This is a genomic window from Streptomyces viridochromogenes (genome assembly GCF_001270495.1).
GTDB classification, from domain to species: domain Bacteria; phylum Actinomycetota; class Actinomycetes; order Streptomycetales; family Streptomycetaceae; genus Streptomyces; species Streptomyces viridochromogenes_A.
The window spans coordinates 1-15,178 of sequence record NZ_LGUR01000258.1; the positions used below are offsets into that span (position 1 = coordinate 1).

The window sequence follows — 15,178 nt, forward strand, 5'->3', positions numbered from 1 at the left end:
CCCCCGTTTTCCCCCGTGTCCCCCGCCGGACCCCCGTTCGGTCGTTCCCCCGGGTCCCCCGGTCTCGCTCCCGCCGACGCCGGGTCGGCGGAAGGAGCGGATCCGGGGTCGCTCCGTTCCGGCGCCCCGTGTCGCCGGTGCCGGAGCCGATCCCCTTCTCCGTGCCTCCACTCTCTCGTTCACGCAGGTCGCGCCCCATCCGCGCGCGTACTCATCTCACCGGCTAGGTACGCGTACTCAGACCTGCGCACTCATCCCCAAGACCCCCCGTTGCCGACTGGTTACGATCGCGTCCGTGTCCATACTTCCCTTGATCTTCACCAGCGCCTGGGCCAGCGGCATCAACTCCTACGCCGTGGTCCTGCTGCTCGGTGTCTTCGGCGCGACAGGGCTGAGCGACGAGGTGCCCGAGGCGCTGCAACGGCCCGACGTGCTGATCGCGGCCGGTGCGCTGTTCCTCTGCGAGGCCGTCGCCGACAAGATCCCGTACGTGGACTCGGCCTGGGACTCGGTGCACACCGTGATCCGGCCGGTGGCGGGCGCTGTCGTCGCGGCGCTGCTCGCCGGCCAGAGCGGGTCGCTGCCGGAGCTGGCGGCGGGCGCGGTCGGCGGTTCCACGGCGCTGGTGAGCCATCTGGTCAAGGCCGGGACGCGGATGGCGGTCAACACCTCGCCCGAGCCGTTCAGCAACATCGTGGTGAGCCTCGCCGAGGATCTCGGGGTCGGTGCCCTCATCACCCTGGCGATCTTCTACCCCGTCGCCGCGGCGGTCGTCGCGGGCGTCCTGCTGCTCGCCGGGCTGTTGCTGCTGCTCTTCCTGGTCTCGCGGATCCGCCGCTTCCGGCGCCGCAGGGCCGAGCGCCGCGAGGAGAAGCGGCTCGCGCAGGCGGTGGGGCAACGGCCCGGCTGAGCTCCGCCCGCCGACAGCGTCCCGCGACCGGACCCAGGTCAGCGAGCCGCTGTCAGTGGCGGCCGATAAAGTCCCACGCATGGCACGGATTGCGGTGATCGGCGCCGGGATGGGCGCGATGGCGGCCGCTGCCCGGCTGGCCGTCGCGGGCCACCGGGTGGCGGTGTACGAGCGTACGGAGACGTACGGCGGAGCGGTGCGCCGCTTCGAGCGCGACGGCTTCGGGTTCGACACGGGCCCGGGGCTGCTCCCGCTCCCGGCCGTGTACCGGGACCTGTTCATCAAGACCGGCAAGGAGCCGTTGGAGGAGTGTGTCGACCTGGTCCAGGTCGACCCGTCCGCACGGCACGTCTTCGCGGACGGCACCGAGCTCTCCCTGCCGAACGCCTCCCGCGCGGGCGTGGTGGCCGCCCTGGACGAGGCGCTGGGTGCCGGAACCGGCGACCGCTGGGGCGACTTCCTGGTCCGCGCCCGCGAGGCATGGGACCGGACGCGCAGACCACTGCTCGAGGAACCCCTGTGGCCGAACTGGCGGGTGCTGGCCGACCGCGAGCCGTATCCGGCGGTTCCGCACAAGCGACTCCTGCGCACGCGCAGGGCCGGCACCCTCGCCGAGGTCGGCGCCTGGGAGCTGCGCGACCCCCGGCTGACGGCCCTGCTGGAGAGCCACGCGCTCGCCTACGGCCTGGACCCCCGTGCGACCCCGGCGAGCGCGGCGGTGCTGCCGTACCTGGAGCACGCCTTCGGGACCTGGTATGTGCGGGGCGGCATACGGGAGTTGGCGCGGGCGGTGTACGAGCGGTGCGTGGCCAGGAAGGTCGACTTCAGCTTCGGTGCCGAGGTCGTGCGCATCCCGGACAAGGACGGCCGGGCGGCGGGCGCGGAGCTGGCCGACGGGACGGTGGCGGAGGCCGACTTCGTGGTCGCCGGGGTCACTCCCGGGGTGCTGGACCGCCTCGTGCGGGAGACGGCGGTCCGGGGCGCGGACGGGGTGGCACCCCAGCGCGGAGCGGCGAGCCGTCTGACAGTGCTGCTGGCACTGCGCGGCGGCAGACCGGAAGGTGCGGCGCACCGCACGGTGGTGCACGCGGAGGATCGCGAGACCGAACTGGACGCCCTGTTCGGCACCGCTGCGGGCATGGCCGCGCGGCCGACGGTCACCGTGCTGCGGCCCGACGATCCCGGACTGGCTCCGGACCTCGGGCACGAGGCGATCACACTCAGCTCCGTGGTGCCTGCGCAGCCCGCCCGGGGCTGGGCGGAGCGGGAGGTCTTCGACCAGCACGCCGAGAGGCTGATCGCCGTCGCCGAGCGTGTCGTGCCGGGACTGCGCGAGCGCCTCCTCTGGCACGAGGTGTGTACTCCGGCCGACATCGCGGAGGCGACCGGCGCGGAGGGCGGAGCGGTTCCCGCGCCGACGCTGGCGGCGGGGGACGGACATCTGCTGCACCCGTCCAACAGCACAGCCATACCCGGCCTGTTCACCGTCGGCGGCTGGTCCCACCCCGGCGGCGGCCTCCCTCACGCCGGTATGTCGGGCGCGCTGGTGGCCGGGCTGATCGTGGAGGGGCCGGAGTTCCGGGGCTCGCAGTGATCCGCGCGTAGGGCGTCTCGCCAGGGCGCCTCATCAGCGGCGTCCCGCGCGGGCGGCGCGTCAGAAGCGGTACTGCTCGTCGTACCCGTTGCCCTGGCCCTGCTGCTGGCCCTGCTGGCCCTGCTGGTCGTCGCCCTGGTACGGGTACTGCTGCTCCGGCGGGAGCTCGCCGCCATATGCCTCGTCGGTGCGCTGCTGCGGGACCCAGACGCCGCCGGGCGGGGTCTCGCCGTAGGTGCCGGTGGCGTACTGGTCCTGGGTGTAGCCCTGCTGGGCGTACTGCTGCTGGCCGTAGGCGTCGTAGGAGGTGCCGCCGTAGGTCTGGGTGCCGATGTACGGGTCGGAGTAGGCGGCGTACTGCTGCTGGCCGGTGGTGTCGTAGCCGTACTGCTGCTGGTCGTAGCCGGCATAGCCGGCGTCGTACCCGTAGCTCTGGTCGGCCGTGGCGTACTGGTCCTGGGGCTGGCCGGCGGCCGCGTAGTTCTGGTCGGTGGCGGCGTAGGCGGGGTCGCTGTATATGCCGTACGAGCCGGTGTCGTCCGGGAGGGGCTGCGGCTCGTAGACGGAGGTCGACTCCGCGGCCGTGGGCCGGTCCGGGCGTGAGGGGGTGAAGACGTCGTCGCGGTCGTAGTCGTCGTGACCGTAACCGACGTTCTCCTGGCCGTAGTTGGCGTCGTCGCCCGCGAAACCGGCGTCGGTCGCCTCCAGGTCGGAGACCTCCAGGGTCGGCTCCTGGCGGTCCGGCTCGCCGCGGCGGCGCTTGGCGGCGGCCAGCGGGCCGAGGGCCGGCGCGGAGACCGCCCAGCCGGCCGAGAAGCCACGGCGGAACGACAGCGTGACGTAGGTCTGACCGACCGCGAACGCCGCCGCACCCAGACCGATGACGATGACGGACGGGATCAGCACCCCGACCACGACGCCGAGGAAGCCGACGAACGCGAGCAGCCGCCAGCGCAGACGCGCCTTGTACTGGAGCAGCACTTCGCCCAGCAGCCACAGCGCGACGACGCCGAACGCGATGTAGAGGACCGTCCAGCCCATGTACGCCCCTCTCCCAGTGGCCGCCTACGCAGTGTGACGTATATCAGGACGGCCGGTCTAGGCCTGCGGTGGGTGGTGCAGGCCCAGGTTTTCGTGGATTTCCAGCGTCGCCGTGGAGTTGTTGAGCGTGATGAAGTGCAGTCCGGGCACTCCCTCGGCCAGCAGCCGTGCGCAGAACTCCGTGGCGAACTCGATGCCAATGGAGCGTACAGCCGCAGGATCGTCCTTTGCTGTGAGGATCCGCTCTTTCAGGGCGACCGGGAAGGAAGCGTTGGTGAGGGAGGGGATCCGCTCCAGCGTCCGCACGCTGGCGATCGGCATGATCTCCGGGATGATCGGGGTGTCACAGCCGGCGGCCGAGACGCGGTCGCGCAACCGCAGGTAGTCCTCGGGTTCGAAGAACATCTGCGTGATCGCGTAGTCCGCCCCCGCACGGCACTTGTCGACGAAGTGACGGACGTCGGTCTCCGGGTCGGCGGAGCGCGGGTGCATCGCCGGGAAGGCCGCGACGCCCACGCAGAAATCTCCGGACGCCTTGATCAGTTCGACGAGTTCGGCGGCGTAGGCGAGGCCCTGCGGGTGGCGCACCCAGTCCCCCAGCGGGTCACCGGGCGGGTCGCCGCGCAGTGCCAGCATGTTGCGGATCCCGGCGTCGGCGTACTGCCCGATGATGTTGCGCAGGTCGGCCACCGAGTGGTCGACCGCGGTGAGGTGGGCGATCGGGGTGAGCGTGGTGTCCGAGGCGATCGCCTCGGTCGCCTTGACCGTGCCCGCGCGGGTGGAACCGCCCGCGCCATAGGTCACGGAGACGAAGTCGGGCCCGACGGCCTCGACACGGCGTAGCGCGTTCCACAGGTTCCGCTCGCCCTTCGGGGTCTTGGGGGCGTAGAACTCGAAGGAATACGTCGTCTTGCCGGTCGCGAGCATCTCGCGCACGGTACGAGCGTGGTCCGATCTGATGGATGCGGTGCCGAGGGCCATACTCGCAGGTTAGCCAGGGGCTCCCGGTCCCCCAACCGGACACCGGACATTTGCCCGAATTGTCCGACTGTTGTCCACGCCTTGGACAGCCAAGGGCCGAACGCGGCGCCAAGCCCACAGGAACGCGGTCGTGCTGACCACTGGATGAGACGGGACGTTTCAGGACCGCCGGGCAGGGGGCCGGTCGGCCGGTCACCTACGCCTGGCGCAGCCGCTTCGCGAAGTCCGCCGCGGCCGCCGCCGGGTCGGCCGCCGCGGTGATCGCCCGTACGACGACGACGCGGCGGGCGCCGGCCTCCAGCACCTCGTCGAGGTTGGTGAGGTCGATGCCGCCGATGGCGAACCAGGGGCGGTCCGTGCCGAGGGCGGCGGTGTGGCGGACCAGGTCGAGGCCGGGGGCGTGGCGGCCGGGCTTGGTGGGGGTGGGCCAGCAGGGGCCGGTGCAGAAGTAGTCCACGCCCTCCTGGACGGCGGCCGCGGATGCCTCGGACTCGGAGTGCGTCGAGCGGCCGATGAGGATGTCCTCGCCGAGGATCGCGCGGGCGGCGGGAACGGGGAGGTCGCCCTGACCGAGGTGCAGGACGTCGGCGCCGGCGGCGTGAGCCACGTCGGCACGGTCGTTGACCGCGAGGAGCTTGCCGTGCCGGGCACAGGCGTCGGCGAGGACCTCCAGGTGCTCCAGCTCCTCGGCCGCCTCCATGCCCTTGTCGCGCAACTGCACGATGTCGACGCCACCGGCCAGCACGGCGTCCAGGAACTCCGCAAGGTCGCCCTGCTGCCTACGCGCGTCGGTGCAGAGATAGAGCCGGGCGTCGGCGAGCTGGGCGCGGGCGGTGCCTGCGGCGGCGGTGTCGGACATGCGGAGCCCCCTGTGATCGGGTTGCCGGGCGGGTGACGTCGGGCCGATGCCGGACGGTGGCACGGTATCCGGAGCGGCACGGTACCTGGAGCGGGGCGCGGCGTCGCGGGCCGGTGCCGGGTGGTGGCCTGCGGCCGGGGATGTGCCGTGGCCGGACTCGAATCGCAGGCTCCGGCGGCCCGGCGCCTGCTACGGCACCGCAGCCTGCGCCGGGTGCTACGGCGGCCCGACGGGCCTGCGACCCGGAGTCCGGCAACGGCACTTTGCACGGCGCCTCGGGCGGCCGTAGCCGTACCCAGGCGTGCCTTCCCGACCCGCCCTGGCAGGTCGCACACGGCCGGCGCCCGGGCGCGATGCCGACACCGGAAGCCACTCCCCAGCAAAGTGCCGCGGCGTCGCCATCCACCGGCGTACAGGCCGGACCCGAGGATCCGGCCCGGACCCTCGCCACGGCCGCAGTCACCCGCGGCCGTGGCCCGGGGCCCCGGCCCGTACGCCGGACAGTGCTCGGATCGGGTGGTCGGTCAGACGGCGAGCGCCTGGGCGCGGCGCTTCACCTCCGTGCCGCGATTCTCGCTGAGGGCCTGCGCGGGGGTACCGGGCAGGCTCGGGTCGGGAGTGAAGAGCCACTCCAGCATCTCTTCGTCCGTGAAGCCGTCGTCCCGCAGGAGCGTCAGGGTCCCGGACAGGCCCTTGACGACCTTCTGCTCGGCCCCGTCGATGAAGGCGGCGGGGACGTGCAGTGCGCGGTTCTCACCACGGCGTACGGCGATGAGCTGGCCCTCCTTGACCAGCTGCCGCACACGCGTCACCTCGACATCGAGCATCTCTGCGATGTCGGGGAGGGTGAGCCAGGCGGGGACGAGAGCATCGATCTTTGCGTCAATCTCGGTCACGGAAACAAGCCTGCCATCTGCCACTGACAGTCGGAAGCCAGGCCGGCCCACCCGGGACGCTACGCCGTCGCCGCCTTCATCGGCTTCGCCGGGTCCACCAGCAGCTCAGCGTTCATCGGCGTGCCCGCCTCGATCAGCCGCCGCCCCTGGGCCAGATCCCTCGGCCGGCCCACCGCCAGCAGGGCGACCAGACGGTCGCCCCTCAGCCAGCAGACCGTCCAGGCCGGGCCCGACGGCTCGCCGCGCCACAGCACCGTGTCGGCGGCGGCGTGGTGCCCGGCGTACTGGACGAAGCGGCCGAACTGCTCGGACCAGAAGTACGGCACGGGGTCGTAGACCGCGGAGGTCTCGCCGAGGATGTTCGCGGCGACCGTACGGGGCCCCTGGAGGGCGTTGTCCCAGTGGTGGACCAGCAGGCGCTCGCCGTACCTCCCCGAAGGGAAGGAGGCACAGTCGCCGACCGCGTACACGTCCGGCACGGAGGTGCGCAGGCGGTCGTCGGCCAGGACCTCGCCGTGCGCCCCGAGCCCGATGCCCGAGCCGGCCAGCCAGGCCGTGGCGGGCCGGGCCCCGATGCCGACCACGACGGCGCCCGCGGGCAGCCGTGAGCCGTCGTCGAGGATCACCGCGCCGGGCTCGACGCGCTCCACGCGCGCGTGCGTCCGCAGCACCGCCCCGCTGTCCGCGTACCAGGCGGTCATCGGCGCGGCCACCTCGGCGGGCAGCGCCCCCGCGAGCGGCCGGTCGGCGGCCTCCACGACCGTCACCGCGCAGCCCGCCTCGCGCGCGGCCGTGGCGAACTCCGCGCCGATCCAGCCCGCGCCGACGACCACGATGTCGTGCTGCCGGGCGAGCACCGGCCGCAGCCGCTCGGCGTCGTCCAGCGTGCGCAGCAGGTGCACGCCGGGGACGCCCTCCGTGCCGGGCAACCGGATGGGTTCGGCGCCGGTGGCGAGCACGAGGACGTCGTACGGGACGGGCCCGGACTCGGTGTCCAGCTCGTGGTCGGCGGGGCGCAGCCCCAGCACCTCGCACCCCAGCCGGAGTTCGATGCCGAGCGCCTCGAAGTCGACGTCGAAGGCGGAGCCCTCGGCCTTGCCGAGCAGCACGGCCTTGGACAGGGGCGGCCGGTCGTACGGCTGGTGGGGCTCGGCGCCGATCAGTGTGACGGTCCCGGTGAAGCCCTGTTCGCGCAGGGCGACCGCCGTCTGCACACCGGCCATGCCCGCCCCGGCGACGACCACGCGGCGCGCCGCTGACGTGCCCTGTTGCTGCGTCTGCTCGCTCACCTGATCACCATAGACAACTGACTGTTCATCAGTCAGGGGGCATGCTCCGTGACCTGTTCCACCACGCTCTCCCCCGCACCGGCCTGCGACTCCCACTCCCAGGTCTCCTCCAGGCGCACCCGCCCGTCGGGAAGCTCCACCACCATGGACACGCAGTGGCCCGACGACGTCGTCCCGTCCCGCTTGAGCTGCACGTACCGGAAGTCCAGCCGGTCGCCGTCCCTGGTGCCGACCAGGTGCCCGCGTACGACGTCGCCACCCGTGTACTCCGCCCAGATCTCACCGTCCTTCTCGTGGTAGGTGAACCGGGTACGGGTACCCACCTGACCTGGGGCTTGGTCCGCGACGGGGGCGAGGACGAGGCCGTCGAGCGAGCGGGCCATGGGTACGGGCTCCCTTACTGAGACTCATGGGGGCGGGCTAGGGTGGCCAACGTAGAGCACACGCGGGAGCCCGGACGCACCGGGCTGAGAGGGAGGCTGGCGGCCTCCGACCGTACGAACCTGATCCGGGTCATGCCGGCGAAGGGAGGGGCTGGACACCCATGTCGCGTACGCGAACGTCAGACGTCCTCGTCATCGGGGGCGGGATCATCGGCCTGGTCACGGCGTGGCGGGCCGCGCAACGCGGGTTCACGACGGCCGTCGTGGACCCGGAGCCGGGCGGCGGGGCCGCCCAGGTGGCGGCCGGCATGCTGGCCGCCGTCACGGAACTGCACTACGGCGAGCAGACCCTGCTCGGCCTGAACCTCGCCTCGGCCCGCCGCTACCCGGACTTCGCGGCCGAACTCACCGACCTCACCGGCCATGACCTCGGCTACCGCCGGTGCGGCACGCTCGCCGTGGCCCTGGACACCGACGACCGTGCCCATCTGCGCGAACTGCACACCCTCCAGCGCCGGTCGGGGCTGGATTCCGAGTGGCTGTCCGGGCGGGAGTGCCGGCGTCTGGAGCCGATGCTCGCACCGGGCGTGCGCGGCGGGCTGCGGGTGGACGGCGACCACCAGATCGATCCGCGGCGGCTGGCCGGGGCGCTGGTGGCCGCGTGCGAGGGCGCGGGCGTGGTCTTCCACCGGATGTGGGCGGAGCGCCTGTCCGTCGTACGGGAGAGGGCGGCGGGGGTCGTCACGAGCGACGGTACGACTCTGGCCGCGGGGCAGGTCGTCCTCGCGGCCGGCAGCCTCAGCGGGCGGCTGGCGGGCGTCCCGGACAACGTCCTTCCGCCCGTACGCCCCGTGAAGGGGCAGGTGCTGCGGCTGACCGTGCCGAAGCGGTACGCGCCGTTCCTGAACCGGACCGTGCGGGCGGTGGTGCGCGGCAGTCAGGTGTACCTGGTGCCGCGCGAGAGCGGCGAGCTGGTCGTCGGGGCCACGAGCGAGGAGCTGGGCTGGGACACGACGGTGACCGCGGGCGGCGTGTACGAGCTGCTGCGCGACGCTCACGAGCTGGTGCCGGGCATCACGGAACTGCCGCTCACCGAGACGCGGGCCGGTCTGCGCCCCGGCTCCCCCGACAACGCGCCGTTGCTCGGCCCGACCGAGCTGGACGGGCTGCTGCTCGCCACCGGGCACTACCGCAACGGCGTGCTGCTGACGCCGGTCACCGGCGACGCCATGGCGCATGTCCTGACCACCGGTGAACTCCCGGACGAGGCCCGTCCGTTCACGCCCGCGCGCTTCGGCGCCGCCGCACTCACGGAGCAGCCCGCATGAACCTCCCGGTCATCATCTCGGTCAACGGCGAGCGTCGGCAGATCGAGCCCGGCACGGCTCTCGACACGCTCGTGCGATCCCTCACCGCGGCACCCTCCGGAGTGGCCGCCGCCCTCAACGAAACCGTCGTCCCGCGCGCGCAGTGGTCCTCGACGCCCCTCTCCGAGGGGGACCGCGTCGAGGTCCTGACCGCCGTCCAAGGAGGCTGAACCATGGCCGACGATCCCTTTGTCATCGGTGATACGTCCTTCACGTCCCGGCTGATCATGGGCACGGGCGGGGCGCCCAGCCTGGAGGTCCTGGAGCGGGCGCTGTCGGCGTCCGGGACGGAGCTGACCACGGTCGCGATGCGACGGGTGGACCCTTCGGTGCACGGCTCCGTGCTGTCGGTCCTGGAGAGGCTCGGGATCCGGGTGCTGCCGAACACGGCGGGGTGCTTCACGGCGGGAGAGGCCGTGCTGACGGCCCGCCTCGCCCGCGAGGCGCTCGGTACGGACCTGGTCAAGCTGGAGGTCATCGCCGACGAGCGGACGCTGCTGCCGGACCCGATCGAGCTGCTGGACGCCGCGGAGACGCTGGTGGACGACGGGTTCACCGTGCTGCCGTACACGAACGACGACCCGGTGCTGGCGCGGAAGCTGGAGGACGTCGGGTGTGCGGCGATCATGCCGCTCGGCTCCCCGATCGGCTCGGGGCTCGGCATCCGCAATCCGCACAACTTCCAGTTGATCACGGAGCACGCACGCGTGCCGGTGATCCTGGACGCGGGTGCCGGTACGGCGTCGGACGCGGCGCTCGCGATGGAGCTGGGGTGCGCGGGTGTGATGCTCGCCTCGGCGGTGACGCGGGCGCAGGAGCCGGTCCTGATGGCCGACGCGATGCGGCATGCGGTGGAGGCGGGACGGCTGGCGTACCGGGCGGGGCGGATTCCCCGGCGGCACTTCGCGGAGGCGTCGTCACCGGTGGAGGGCAGGGCGCGGCTGGACCCGGAACGACCCGCATTCTGAACCCACGTTCGATATAACGCCTTCGGCCGATGAGGCGTCCGTCACAGCTCGGCTGCAGTACCGGCCCGATCCCGGCCGAACCGGCAGGCGTGTCAGTGTCGGCTCGTACACTCACCTGCGTGGATACGACCCTTCAGGACCCTCTGGTCGGGCAGGTGCTCGACGGCCGGTATCGCGTCGACGCGCGAATCGCCGTCGGCGGGATGGCCACGGTCTACCGGGCCCTGGACACCCGCCTCGACCGCGTGCTCGCGCTCAAGGTGATGCATCCCGCGCTGGCCGTGGACGGGGTGTTCGTCGAGCGGTTCATCCGGGAGGCGAAGTCCGTCGCCCGGCTGGCCCACCCGAACGTGGTGCAGGTCTTCGACCAGGGCACCGACGGGTCGTACGTCTATCTCGCCATGGAGTACGTCGCGGGCTGCACCCTGCGGGACGTCCTGCGCGAGCGCGGGGCGCTCCAGCCCCGGGCCGCGCTGGACATCCTGGAGCCGGTGCTCGCGGCGCTCGGTGCCGCGCACCGCGCCGGGTTCGTGCACCGGGACATGAAGCCCGAGAACGTGCTGATAGGGGACGACGGACGGGTCAAGGTCGCCGACTTCGGGCTCGTGCGGTCCGTGGACACCGTGACCAGCACCACCGGTGCCGTCCTCGGCACCGTCTCCTATCTCGCGCCCGAGCAGATAGAGCAGCCCGGCGCCGCCGACGCCCGCGTCGACGTGTACGCGTGCGGGGTCGTGCTCTTCGAGATGCTCACCGGTGACAAGCCGCATGACGGGGACTCCCCCGCCGTGGTGCTCTACAAGCACCTGCACGAGGACGTCCCGGCACCCTCGTCGCTCGTGCCGGGGCTGGCGTACGAGCTCGACGAGCTGGTGGCGTCGGCCACAGCGCGCACCCCGGACATCCGCCCGTACGACGCCGTGGCGCTGCTCGCGCAGGCCCGGGAGACGCGTGCCGCGCTCACCGCGGACCAGCTGGACGCGGTGCCGCCACAGGCGCTCACGGCGGAGCACAGCAACGCCGACGACCGTACGAGTGTGATCCCGCGCGCGCTCAACATCCAGCGACCGCTGCCCGTGAACGAGGACGAGCCCGGCCCCGAGGCCGTCTTCAACCGGACCAGCCGGCTGGAGATGCCCCCGCCCTCGCCACCCCGGCGACGGTCGCGGACCCCGCGTGCTCCGCGCGGCCCGCTGGTGGTCGTCGCCGCCGTCCTGCTGGCCCTCGGCCTCGGCGTCGGTATCTGGTACATCAACTCCGGCCAGTTCACCGAGGTCCCGCCGCTGCTGTCCAAGACCGAGACGCAGGCCCGGGACCGGCTGAAGGACTCCGGGCTCGACGTCGGCAAGGTCGAGCGCGCGTACAGCGACACCTTCGAGCGCGGCACCGTCATGAGCACGGACCCGAAGTCGGGCGCCCGCATCCGGCACAACGACTCCGTGGGGCTGGTCCTCTCGCTGGGACCGGAGACCGTGAAGGTGCCCGATCTCCAGGGCTACCCGCTGGACAAGGCGAGGAGCGAGCTGAAGGAGGTCGGCCTGGAGCCGGGCTTCGTCAACCGGGAGTTCAACGACGACGTCACCAGGGGCTCCGTGATCTCCTCGGCCCCCGGGACCGGCACGAAGGTCCGCTCCGGATCAGCGGTCAAGCTCACCGTCAGCAAGGGCAGCCCGGTGGACGTCCCGGACGTCACCGGCGCGAGCCCGGCCGACGCCAGGGCCGACTTGGAGGAGGCCGGTCTCAAGGTGCGGATCGCCCCCGCACGGGTCAACTCCGAGTTCGACGCGGGCCAGGTCGCCCAGCAGACTCCGGCCAGCGGCAAGCAGGCCGCCGAGGGTGACACCGTCACCCTGACGCTGTCCAAGGGCCCCGAGATGATCGAGGTCCCGGACGTGGTCGGCGACAACGTCGACGACGCCAAGGCCGCGCTGGAGGCCGCCGGCTTCGAGGTCGACGAGGACCGCGGCCTGCTCGGACTGTTCGGCGACACGGTCAAGAAGCAGTCCGTGAAGGGCGGAAAGACGGCGCCCAAGGGGTCGACGATCACGATCACCATCCGCTGAGCAAGGCCGTCCCCGGCCGGTGGTCGGGCGGGCCGGACCGCATGACACCCTGAACGGGTGAGAAGTCAGCAGTCCGGCACCGCCCTCGCGGGCCCCTCCCGCAACCCCGTCGGCGGCCATGTCCCCGTGGCCGGCGGCCTCAGCTCCGTCGGGCTCGCCTACGCCCACGACCTCAAGGCCGAGACGGTCCAGGTCTTCGTCGCCAACCCGCGCGGCTGGGCGACGCCGGCCGGGAATCCGCGCCAGGACGAGGAGTTCCGCGCGGTCTGCCAGGCCGAGTCGATCCCGGCGTATGTGCATGCGCCGTACCTGATCAACTTCGGCTCGCACACCGAGGCGACCGTCGAGAAGTCGGTGGAGTCGCTGCGGCACTCGCTGCGGCGCGGGCGGGAGATCGGGGCGCTCGGCGTGGTCGTGCACACGGGCAGCGCGACCGGCGGCCGGGAGCGTTCGGTGGCTCTGAAGCAGGTACGGGAGCACCTGCTTCCGCTGCTCGACGAGCTGACCCACGACGACGACCCGTTCCTGCTGCTGGAGTCGACGGCGGGCCAGGGCTTCTCGCTCTGCTCGCGGACCTGGGACTTCGGGCCGTACTTCGAGGCGCTGGACGCCCATCCGAAGCTGGGCGTGTGCCTGGACACCTGCCACATCTTCGCCGCCGGCCATGACCTGACCGGCCCGTCCGGCATGCACCAGACGCTCGACCTGCTGGTGGCCACCGTCGGCGAGGGACGGCTGAAGCTGATCCACGCCAATGACTCCAAGGACGTCGTCGGCGCCCACAAGGACCGGCACGAGAACATCGGCGCGGGTCACATCGGCGAGGACCCGTTCCGGGCGCTGATGACGCACCCGGCGACCGAAGGCGTACCGCTGATCATCGAGACGCCCGGCGGGAAGGAAGGGCACGCGGCGGACGTGGAGCGGCTGAAAAAACTTCGGGACGCAGAGCCCCGTTAAGGAATACCCCAGGGGGGTATACGGTTCTTGCTCGATGCGGGAACCGTGACCTGACATTGGGGGCAGTGATGCAGCACGAAGCACACACGGCACACGATCACCGTCAGCAGGCGGTCGCCGCCGGCAGCTGGTCGATGGCCGTCCAGGCCACCCTGCACTGCCTCACCGGCTGTGCCATCGGTGAGGTGCTGGGCATGGTGATCGGCACCGCGCTCGGCTGGAGCGACGTCCCGACGCTGATCCTCGCGGTCGTCCTGGCCTTCTTCTTCGGCTACGCGCTCACCCTGCGCGGAGTGCTGAAGGCGGGCGTCGGCCTGCGAGCCGCGCTCAAGGTGGCGCTGGCGGCGGACACCCTGTCCATCGCCGTGATGGAGCTGGTCGACAACGGCGTGATCGTGCTGTGGCCGGGCGCCATGGACGCCGGGCTCACCGACCCGCTGTTCTGGTGGGTGCTGGCGATCGCACTGGCCGTCGCCTTCGTCCTCACCACGCCCGTCAACAAGTGGATGATCGGCCGCGGCAAGGGGCACGCGGTGGTGCACCAGTACCACTGAATCCCGGCGCGGGGACCAGGAGTCAGAGCTCGGGCCCGTCCCCGGGCTCCTCCTGGTACGAGTACCGCTGTTCCTTCCACGGGTCGCCGATGTTGTGGTAGCCGCGCTCCTCCCAGAAGCCGCGGCGATCGGCGGTCATGTACTCCACGCCCCGGACCCACTTCGGCCCCTTCCAGGCGTACAGATGAGGGACGACCAGACGGAGGGGGAAACCGTGCTCCGCGGTGAGCAGTTCGCCGTCCTTGTGGGTGGCGAAGATCGCGCCCTCGGCGGCGAAGTCGGCGATGCGGAGGTTGGAGCTGAAGCCGTACTCGGCCCACACCATCACATGGGTGACCGCAGGCGCGGGCGGGGCGATCTCCAGGATCGTCCGGGCCGGAATGCCGCCCCACTCCGCACCGAGCATGCTGAACTTGGTGACACAGTGCAGATCGGCGAGGACGGTCGCGTAGGGCAGAGCCGTGAACTCCTCGTGGGTCCAGCAGTGCTTCTCGCCGTCGTCAGTGGCCCCGAACACCCTGAAATCCCAGCGTTCGGGCCGGAACTTGGGGACGGGGCCGTAGTGCGTGACGGGCCAGCCGCGCTGCACGCGCTGTCCCGGCGGAAGCTCGGAGTGCGCTGCTGCTCCACCTTCACGCTCCACCGGCTGACCCATGACTCCATCCTGACAGACCTGGGGCAGTGCACCTGACCACACCCTCCCCAATTCACCTCATAACGGACTAAGCATGCCCTTACTTACTAAGTGAAGACTTACTGGACGATCTTCTCCGCCAGTGGAATCATGCGGCGCATCCTGCCAGTTCCCCCCGTGGAAGGAGCCTCTGCGATGCAGGGCGACCCCGAGGTCCTCGAATTCTTGAACGAGCAGCTGACCGGCGAGCTGACGGCGATCAATCAGTACTGGCTGCATTACCGGATCCAGGACAACAAGGGCTGGACGAAGCTCGCCAAGTACACGCGTGAAGAGTCCATCGACGAGATGAAGCACGCGGACAAGATCACCGAGCGCATCCTCATGCTGGACGGCCTGCCGAACTACCAGCGCCTGTTCCACGTACGGGTCGGCCAGACGGTCACCGAGATGTTCCAGGCCGACCGACAGGTCGAGGTCGAGGCGATCGACCGCCTCAAGCGCGGTATCGAGGTGATGCGCACCAAGGGCGACATCACGTCCGCGAATCTCTTCGAGTCGATCCTCGAGGACGAGGAACACCACATCGACTACCTGGACACACAGCTGGAACTCATCGACAAGCTGGGTGAGGCGCTCTACCTCGCGCAGCAGATCGAGCAGCCGAGCTAGGGCTCCA

General features: G+C 71.5%; 16 protein-coding genes and 1 riboswitch. Of the genes, 9 read left to right on the plus strand and 7 right to left on the minus strand.

Features of this window, described 5'->3' with window-relative positions:
• Positions 1-295 precede the first annotated feature (295 nt).
• Together ADK36_RS42470 and ADK36_RS42475 are read left to right on the plus strand one after the other, a co-directional pair.
• Positions 296-910, plus strand: coding sequence for a DUF4126 domain-containing protein (locus ADK36_RS42470; RefSeq protein ID WP_030051300.1), 615 nt, complete (start codon positions 296-298; stop codon positions 908-910).
• A gap of 79 nt (positions 911-989) precedes the next feature.
• Positions 990-2,504 carry a phytoene desaturase family protein gene (locus ADK36_RS42475; RefSeq protein WP_048583459.1) on the plus strand — a complete coding sequence of 505 codons (1,515 nt, stop codon included), beginning with the start codon at positions 990-992 and terminating at the stop codon, positions 2,502-2,504.
• Between the two features lie 60 nt (positions 2,505-2,564).
• Here ADK36_RS42475 and ADK36_RS42480 read toward each other — a convergent pair whose 3' ends face one another.
• From ADK36_RS42480 to ADK36_RS42505, 6 genes are all read right to left on the minus strand, one after another.
• Complete coding sequence (locus tag ADK36_RS42480) at positions 2,565-3,545, minus strand: hypothetical protein (RefSeq protein ID WP_053201439.1); 981 nt, start codon at positions 3,543-3,545, stop codon at positions 2,565-2,567.
• A 57-nt stretch (positions 3,546-3,602) separates the two neighbouring features.
• The gene (gene metF, locus ADK36_RS42485; RefSeq protein WP_048583461.1) at positions 3,603-4,526 is read right to left on the minus strand and encodes a methylenetetrahydrofolate reductase [NAD(P)H]; all 924 of its coding nucleotides are present in this window, start codon (positions 4,524-4,526) and stop codon (positions 3,603-3,605) included.
• A 196-nt stretch (positions 4,527-4,722) separates the two neighbouring features.
• A complete protein-coding gene (gene thiE, locus ADK36_RS42490; RefSeq protein ID WP_048583462.1) occupies positions 4,723-5,385 on the minus strand; it encodes a thiamine phosphate synthase in 663 nt (220 codons plus the stop codon).
• Positions 5,386-5,909: 524 nt separating this feature from the next.
• Positions 5,910-6,281: an Rv2175c family DNA-binding protein gene (locus ADK36_RS42495; RefSeq protein WP_048583463.1), complete on the minus strand. Its 372-nt coding sequence runs from the start codon at positions 6,279-6,281 to the stop codon at positions 5,910-5,912.
• 59 nt (positions 6,282-6,340) lie between these two features.
• The gene (locus ADK36_RS42500; protein WP_048583464.1) at positions 6,341-7,570 is read right to left on the minus strand and encodes an NAD(P)/FAD-dependent oxidoreductase; all 1,230 of its coding nucleotides are present in this window, start codon (positions 7,568-7,570) and stop codon (positions 6,341-6,343) included.
• Positions 7,571-7,602: 32 nt separating this feature from the next.
• Positions 7,603-7,953, minus strand: coding sequence for a hypothetical protein (locus ADK36_RS42505; protein ID WP_048583465.1), 351 nt, complete (start codon positions 7,951-7,953; stop codon positions 7,603-7,605).
• Positions 7,954-8,005: 52 nt separating this feature from the next.
• Positions 8,006-8,117, plus strand: a riboswitch (TPP riboswitch).
• Here ADK36_RS42505 and thiO point away from each other — a divergent pair.
• From thiO to ADK36_RS42535, 6 genes are all read left to right on the plus strand, one after another.
• Positions 8,115-9,281: a glycine oxidase ThiO gene (gene thiO / locus ADK36_RS42510; protein ID WP_053201441.1), complete on the plus strand. Its 1,167-nt coding sequence runs from the start codon at positions 8,115-8,117 to the stop codon at positions 9,279-9,281. (Overlaps the previous riboswitch by 3 nt.)
• A complete protein-coding gene (gene thiS / locus ADK36_RS42515; protein WP_048583467.1) occupies positions 9,278-9,490 on the plus strand; it encodes a sulfur carrier protein ThiS in 213 nt (70 codons plus the stop codon). The genes thiO and thiS overlap by 4 nt, the downstream gene beginning before the upstream one ends.
• Before the next feature lie 3 nt (positions 9,491-9,493).
• Positions 9,494-10,288: a thiazole synthase gene (locus ADK36_RS42520; protein ID WP_048583468.1), complete on the plus strand. Its 795-nt coding sequence runs from the start codon at positions 9,494-9,496 to the stop codon at positions 10,286-10,288.
• Positions 10,289-10,407: 119 nt separating this feature from the next.
• Positions 10,408-12,351 (plus strand): Stk1 family PASTA domain-containing Ser/Thr kinase, encoded by a 1,944-nt coding sequence (gene pknB, locus ADK36_RS42525; RefSeq protein ID WP_048583469.1) that lies wholly within the window; start codon positions 10,408-10,410, stop codon positions 12,349-12,351.
• Positions 12,352-12,408: 57 nt separating this feature from the next.
• On the plus strand, positions 12,409-13,311 hold the full coding sequence (locus ADK36_RS42530) for a deoxyribonuclease IV (protein WP_053201443.1): 903 nt from the start codon (positions 12,409-12,411) through the stop codon (positions 13,309-13,311).
• 68 nt (positions 13,312-13,379) lie between these two features.
• The gene (locus tag ADK36_RS42535; RefSeq protein ID WP_048583471.1) at positions 13,380-13,865 is read left to right on the plus strand and encodes a DUF4396 domain-containing protein; all 486 of its coding nucleotides are present in this window, start codon (positions 13,380-13,382) and stop codon (positions 13,863-13,865) included.
• A gap of 22 nt (positions 13,866-13,887) precedes the next feature.
• On the opposite strand, the gene ADK36_RS42540 is transcribed toward ADK36_RS42535, so the two are convergent.
• Positions 13,888-14,520: a sulfite oxidase-like oxidoreductase gene (locus ADK36_RS42540; protein WP_048583472.1), complete on the minus strand. Its 633-nt coding sequence runs from the start codon at positions 14,518-14,520 to the stop codon at positions 13,888-13,890.
• 174 nt (positions 14,521-14,694) lie between these two features.
• Between ADK36_RS42540 and bfr the strand changes: the two genes are divergently transcribed.
• Entirely contained in the window at positions 14,695-15,171 is a 477-nt protein-coding gene (gene bfr / locus ADK36_RS42545; RefSeq protein ID WP_030051286.1) for a bacterioferritin, read from the plus strand.
• Positions 15,172-15,178: the final 7 nt, after the last annotated feature.

Excerpts from the sequence above, each read along its gene's own strand:
- ADK36_RS42475 (WP_048583459.1), top strand. The coding sequence starts at position 990 with ATGGCACGGATTGCGGTGATCGGCGCCGGGATGGGCGCGATGGCGGCC.
- ADK36_RS42480 (WP_053201439.1), bottom strand. The coding sequence starts at position 3,545 with ATGGGCTGGACGGTCCTCTACATCGCGTTCGGCGTCGTCGCGCTGTGG.
- metF (WP_048583461.1), bottom strand. The coding sequence starts at position 4,526 with ATGGCCCTCGGCACCGCATCCATCAGATCGGACCACGCTCGTACCGTG.
- thiE (WP_048583462.1), bottom strand. The coding sequence starts at position 5,385 with ATGTCCGACACCGCCGCCGCAGGCACCGCCCGCGCCCAGCTCGCCGAC.
- ADK36_RS42505 (WP_048583465.1), bottom strand. The coding sequence starts at position 7,953 with ATGGCCCGCTCGCTCGACGGCCTCGTCCTCGCCCCCGTCGCGGACCAA.
- thiO (WP_053201441.1), top strand. The coding sequence starts at position 8,115 with ATGTCGCGTACGCGAACGTCAGACGTCCTCGTCATCGGGGGCGGGATC.
- thiS (WP_048583467.1), top strand. The coding sequence starts at position 9,278 with ATGAACCTCCCGGTCATCATCTCGGTCAACGGCGAGCGTCGGCAGATC.
- ADK36_RS42520 (WP_048583468.1), top strand. The coding sequence starts at position 9,494 with ATGGCCGACGATCCCTTTGTCATCGGTGATACGTCCTTCACGTCCCGG.
- ADK36_RS42535 (WP_048583471.1), top strand. The coding sequence starts at position 13,380 with ATGCAGCACGAAGCACACACGGCACACGATCACCGTCAGCAGGCGGTC.
- ADK36_RS42540 (WP_048583472.1), bottom strand. The coding sequence starts at position 14,520 with ATGGGTCAGCCGGTGGAGCGTGAAGGTGGAGCAGCAGCGCACTCCGAG.
- bfr (WP_030051286.1), top strand. The coding sequence starts at position 14,695 with ATGCAGGGCGACCCCGAGGTCCTCGAATTCTTGAACGAGCAGCTGACC.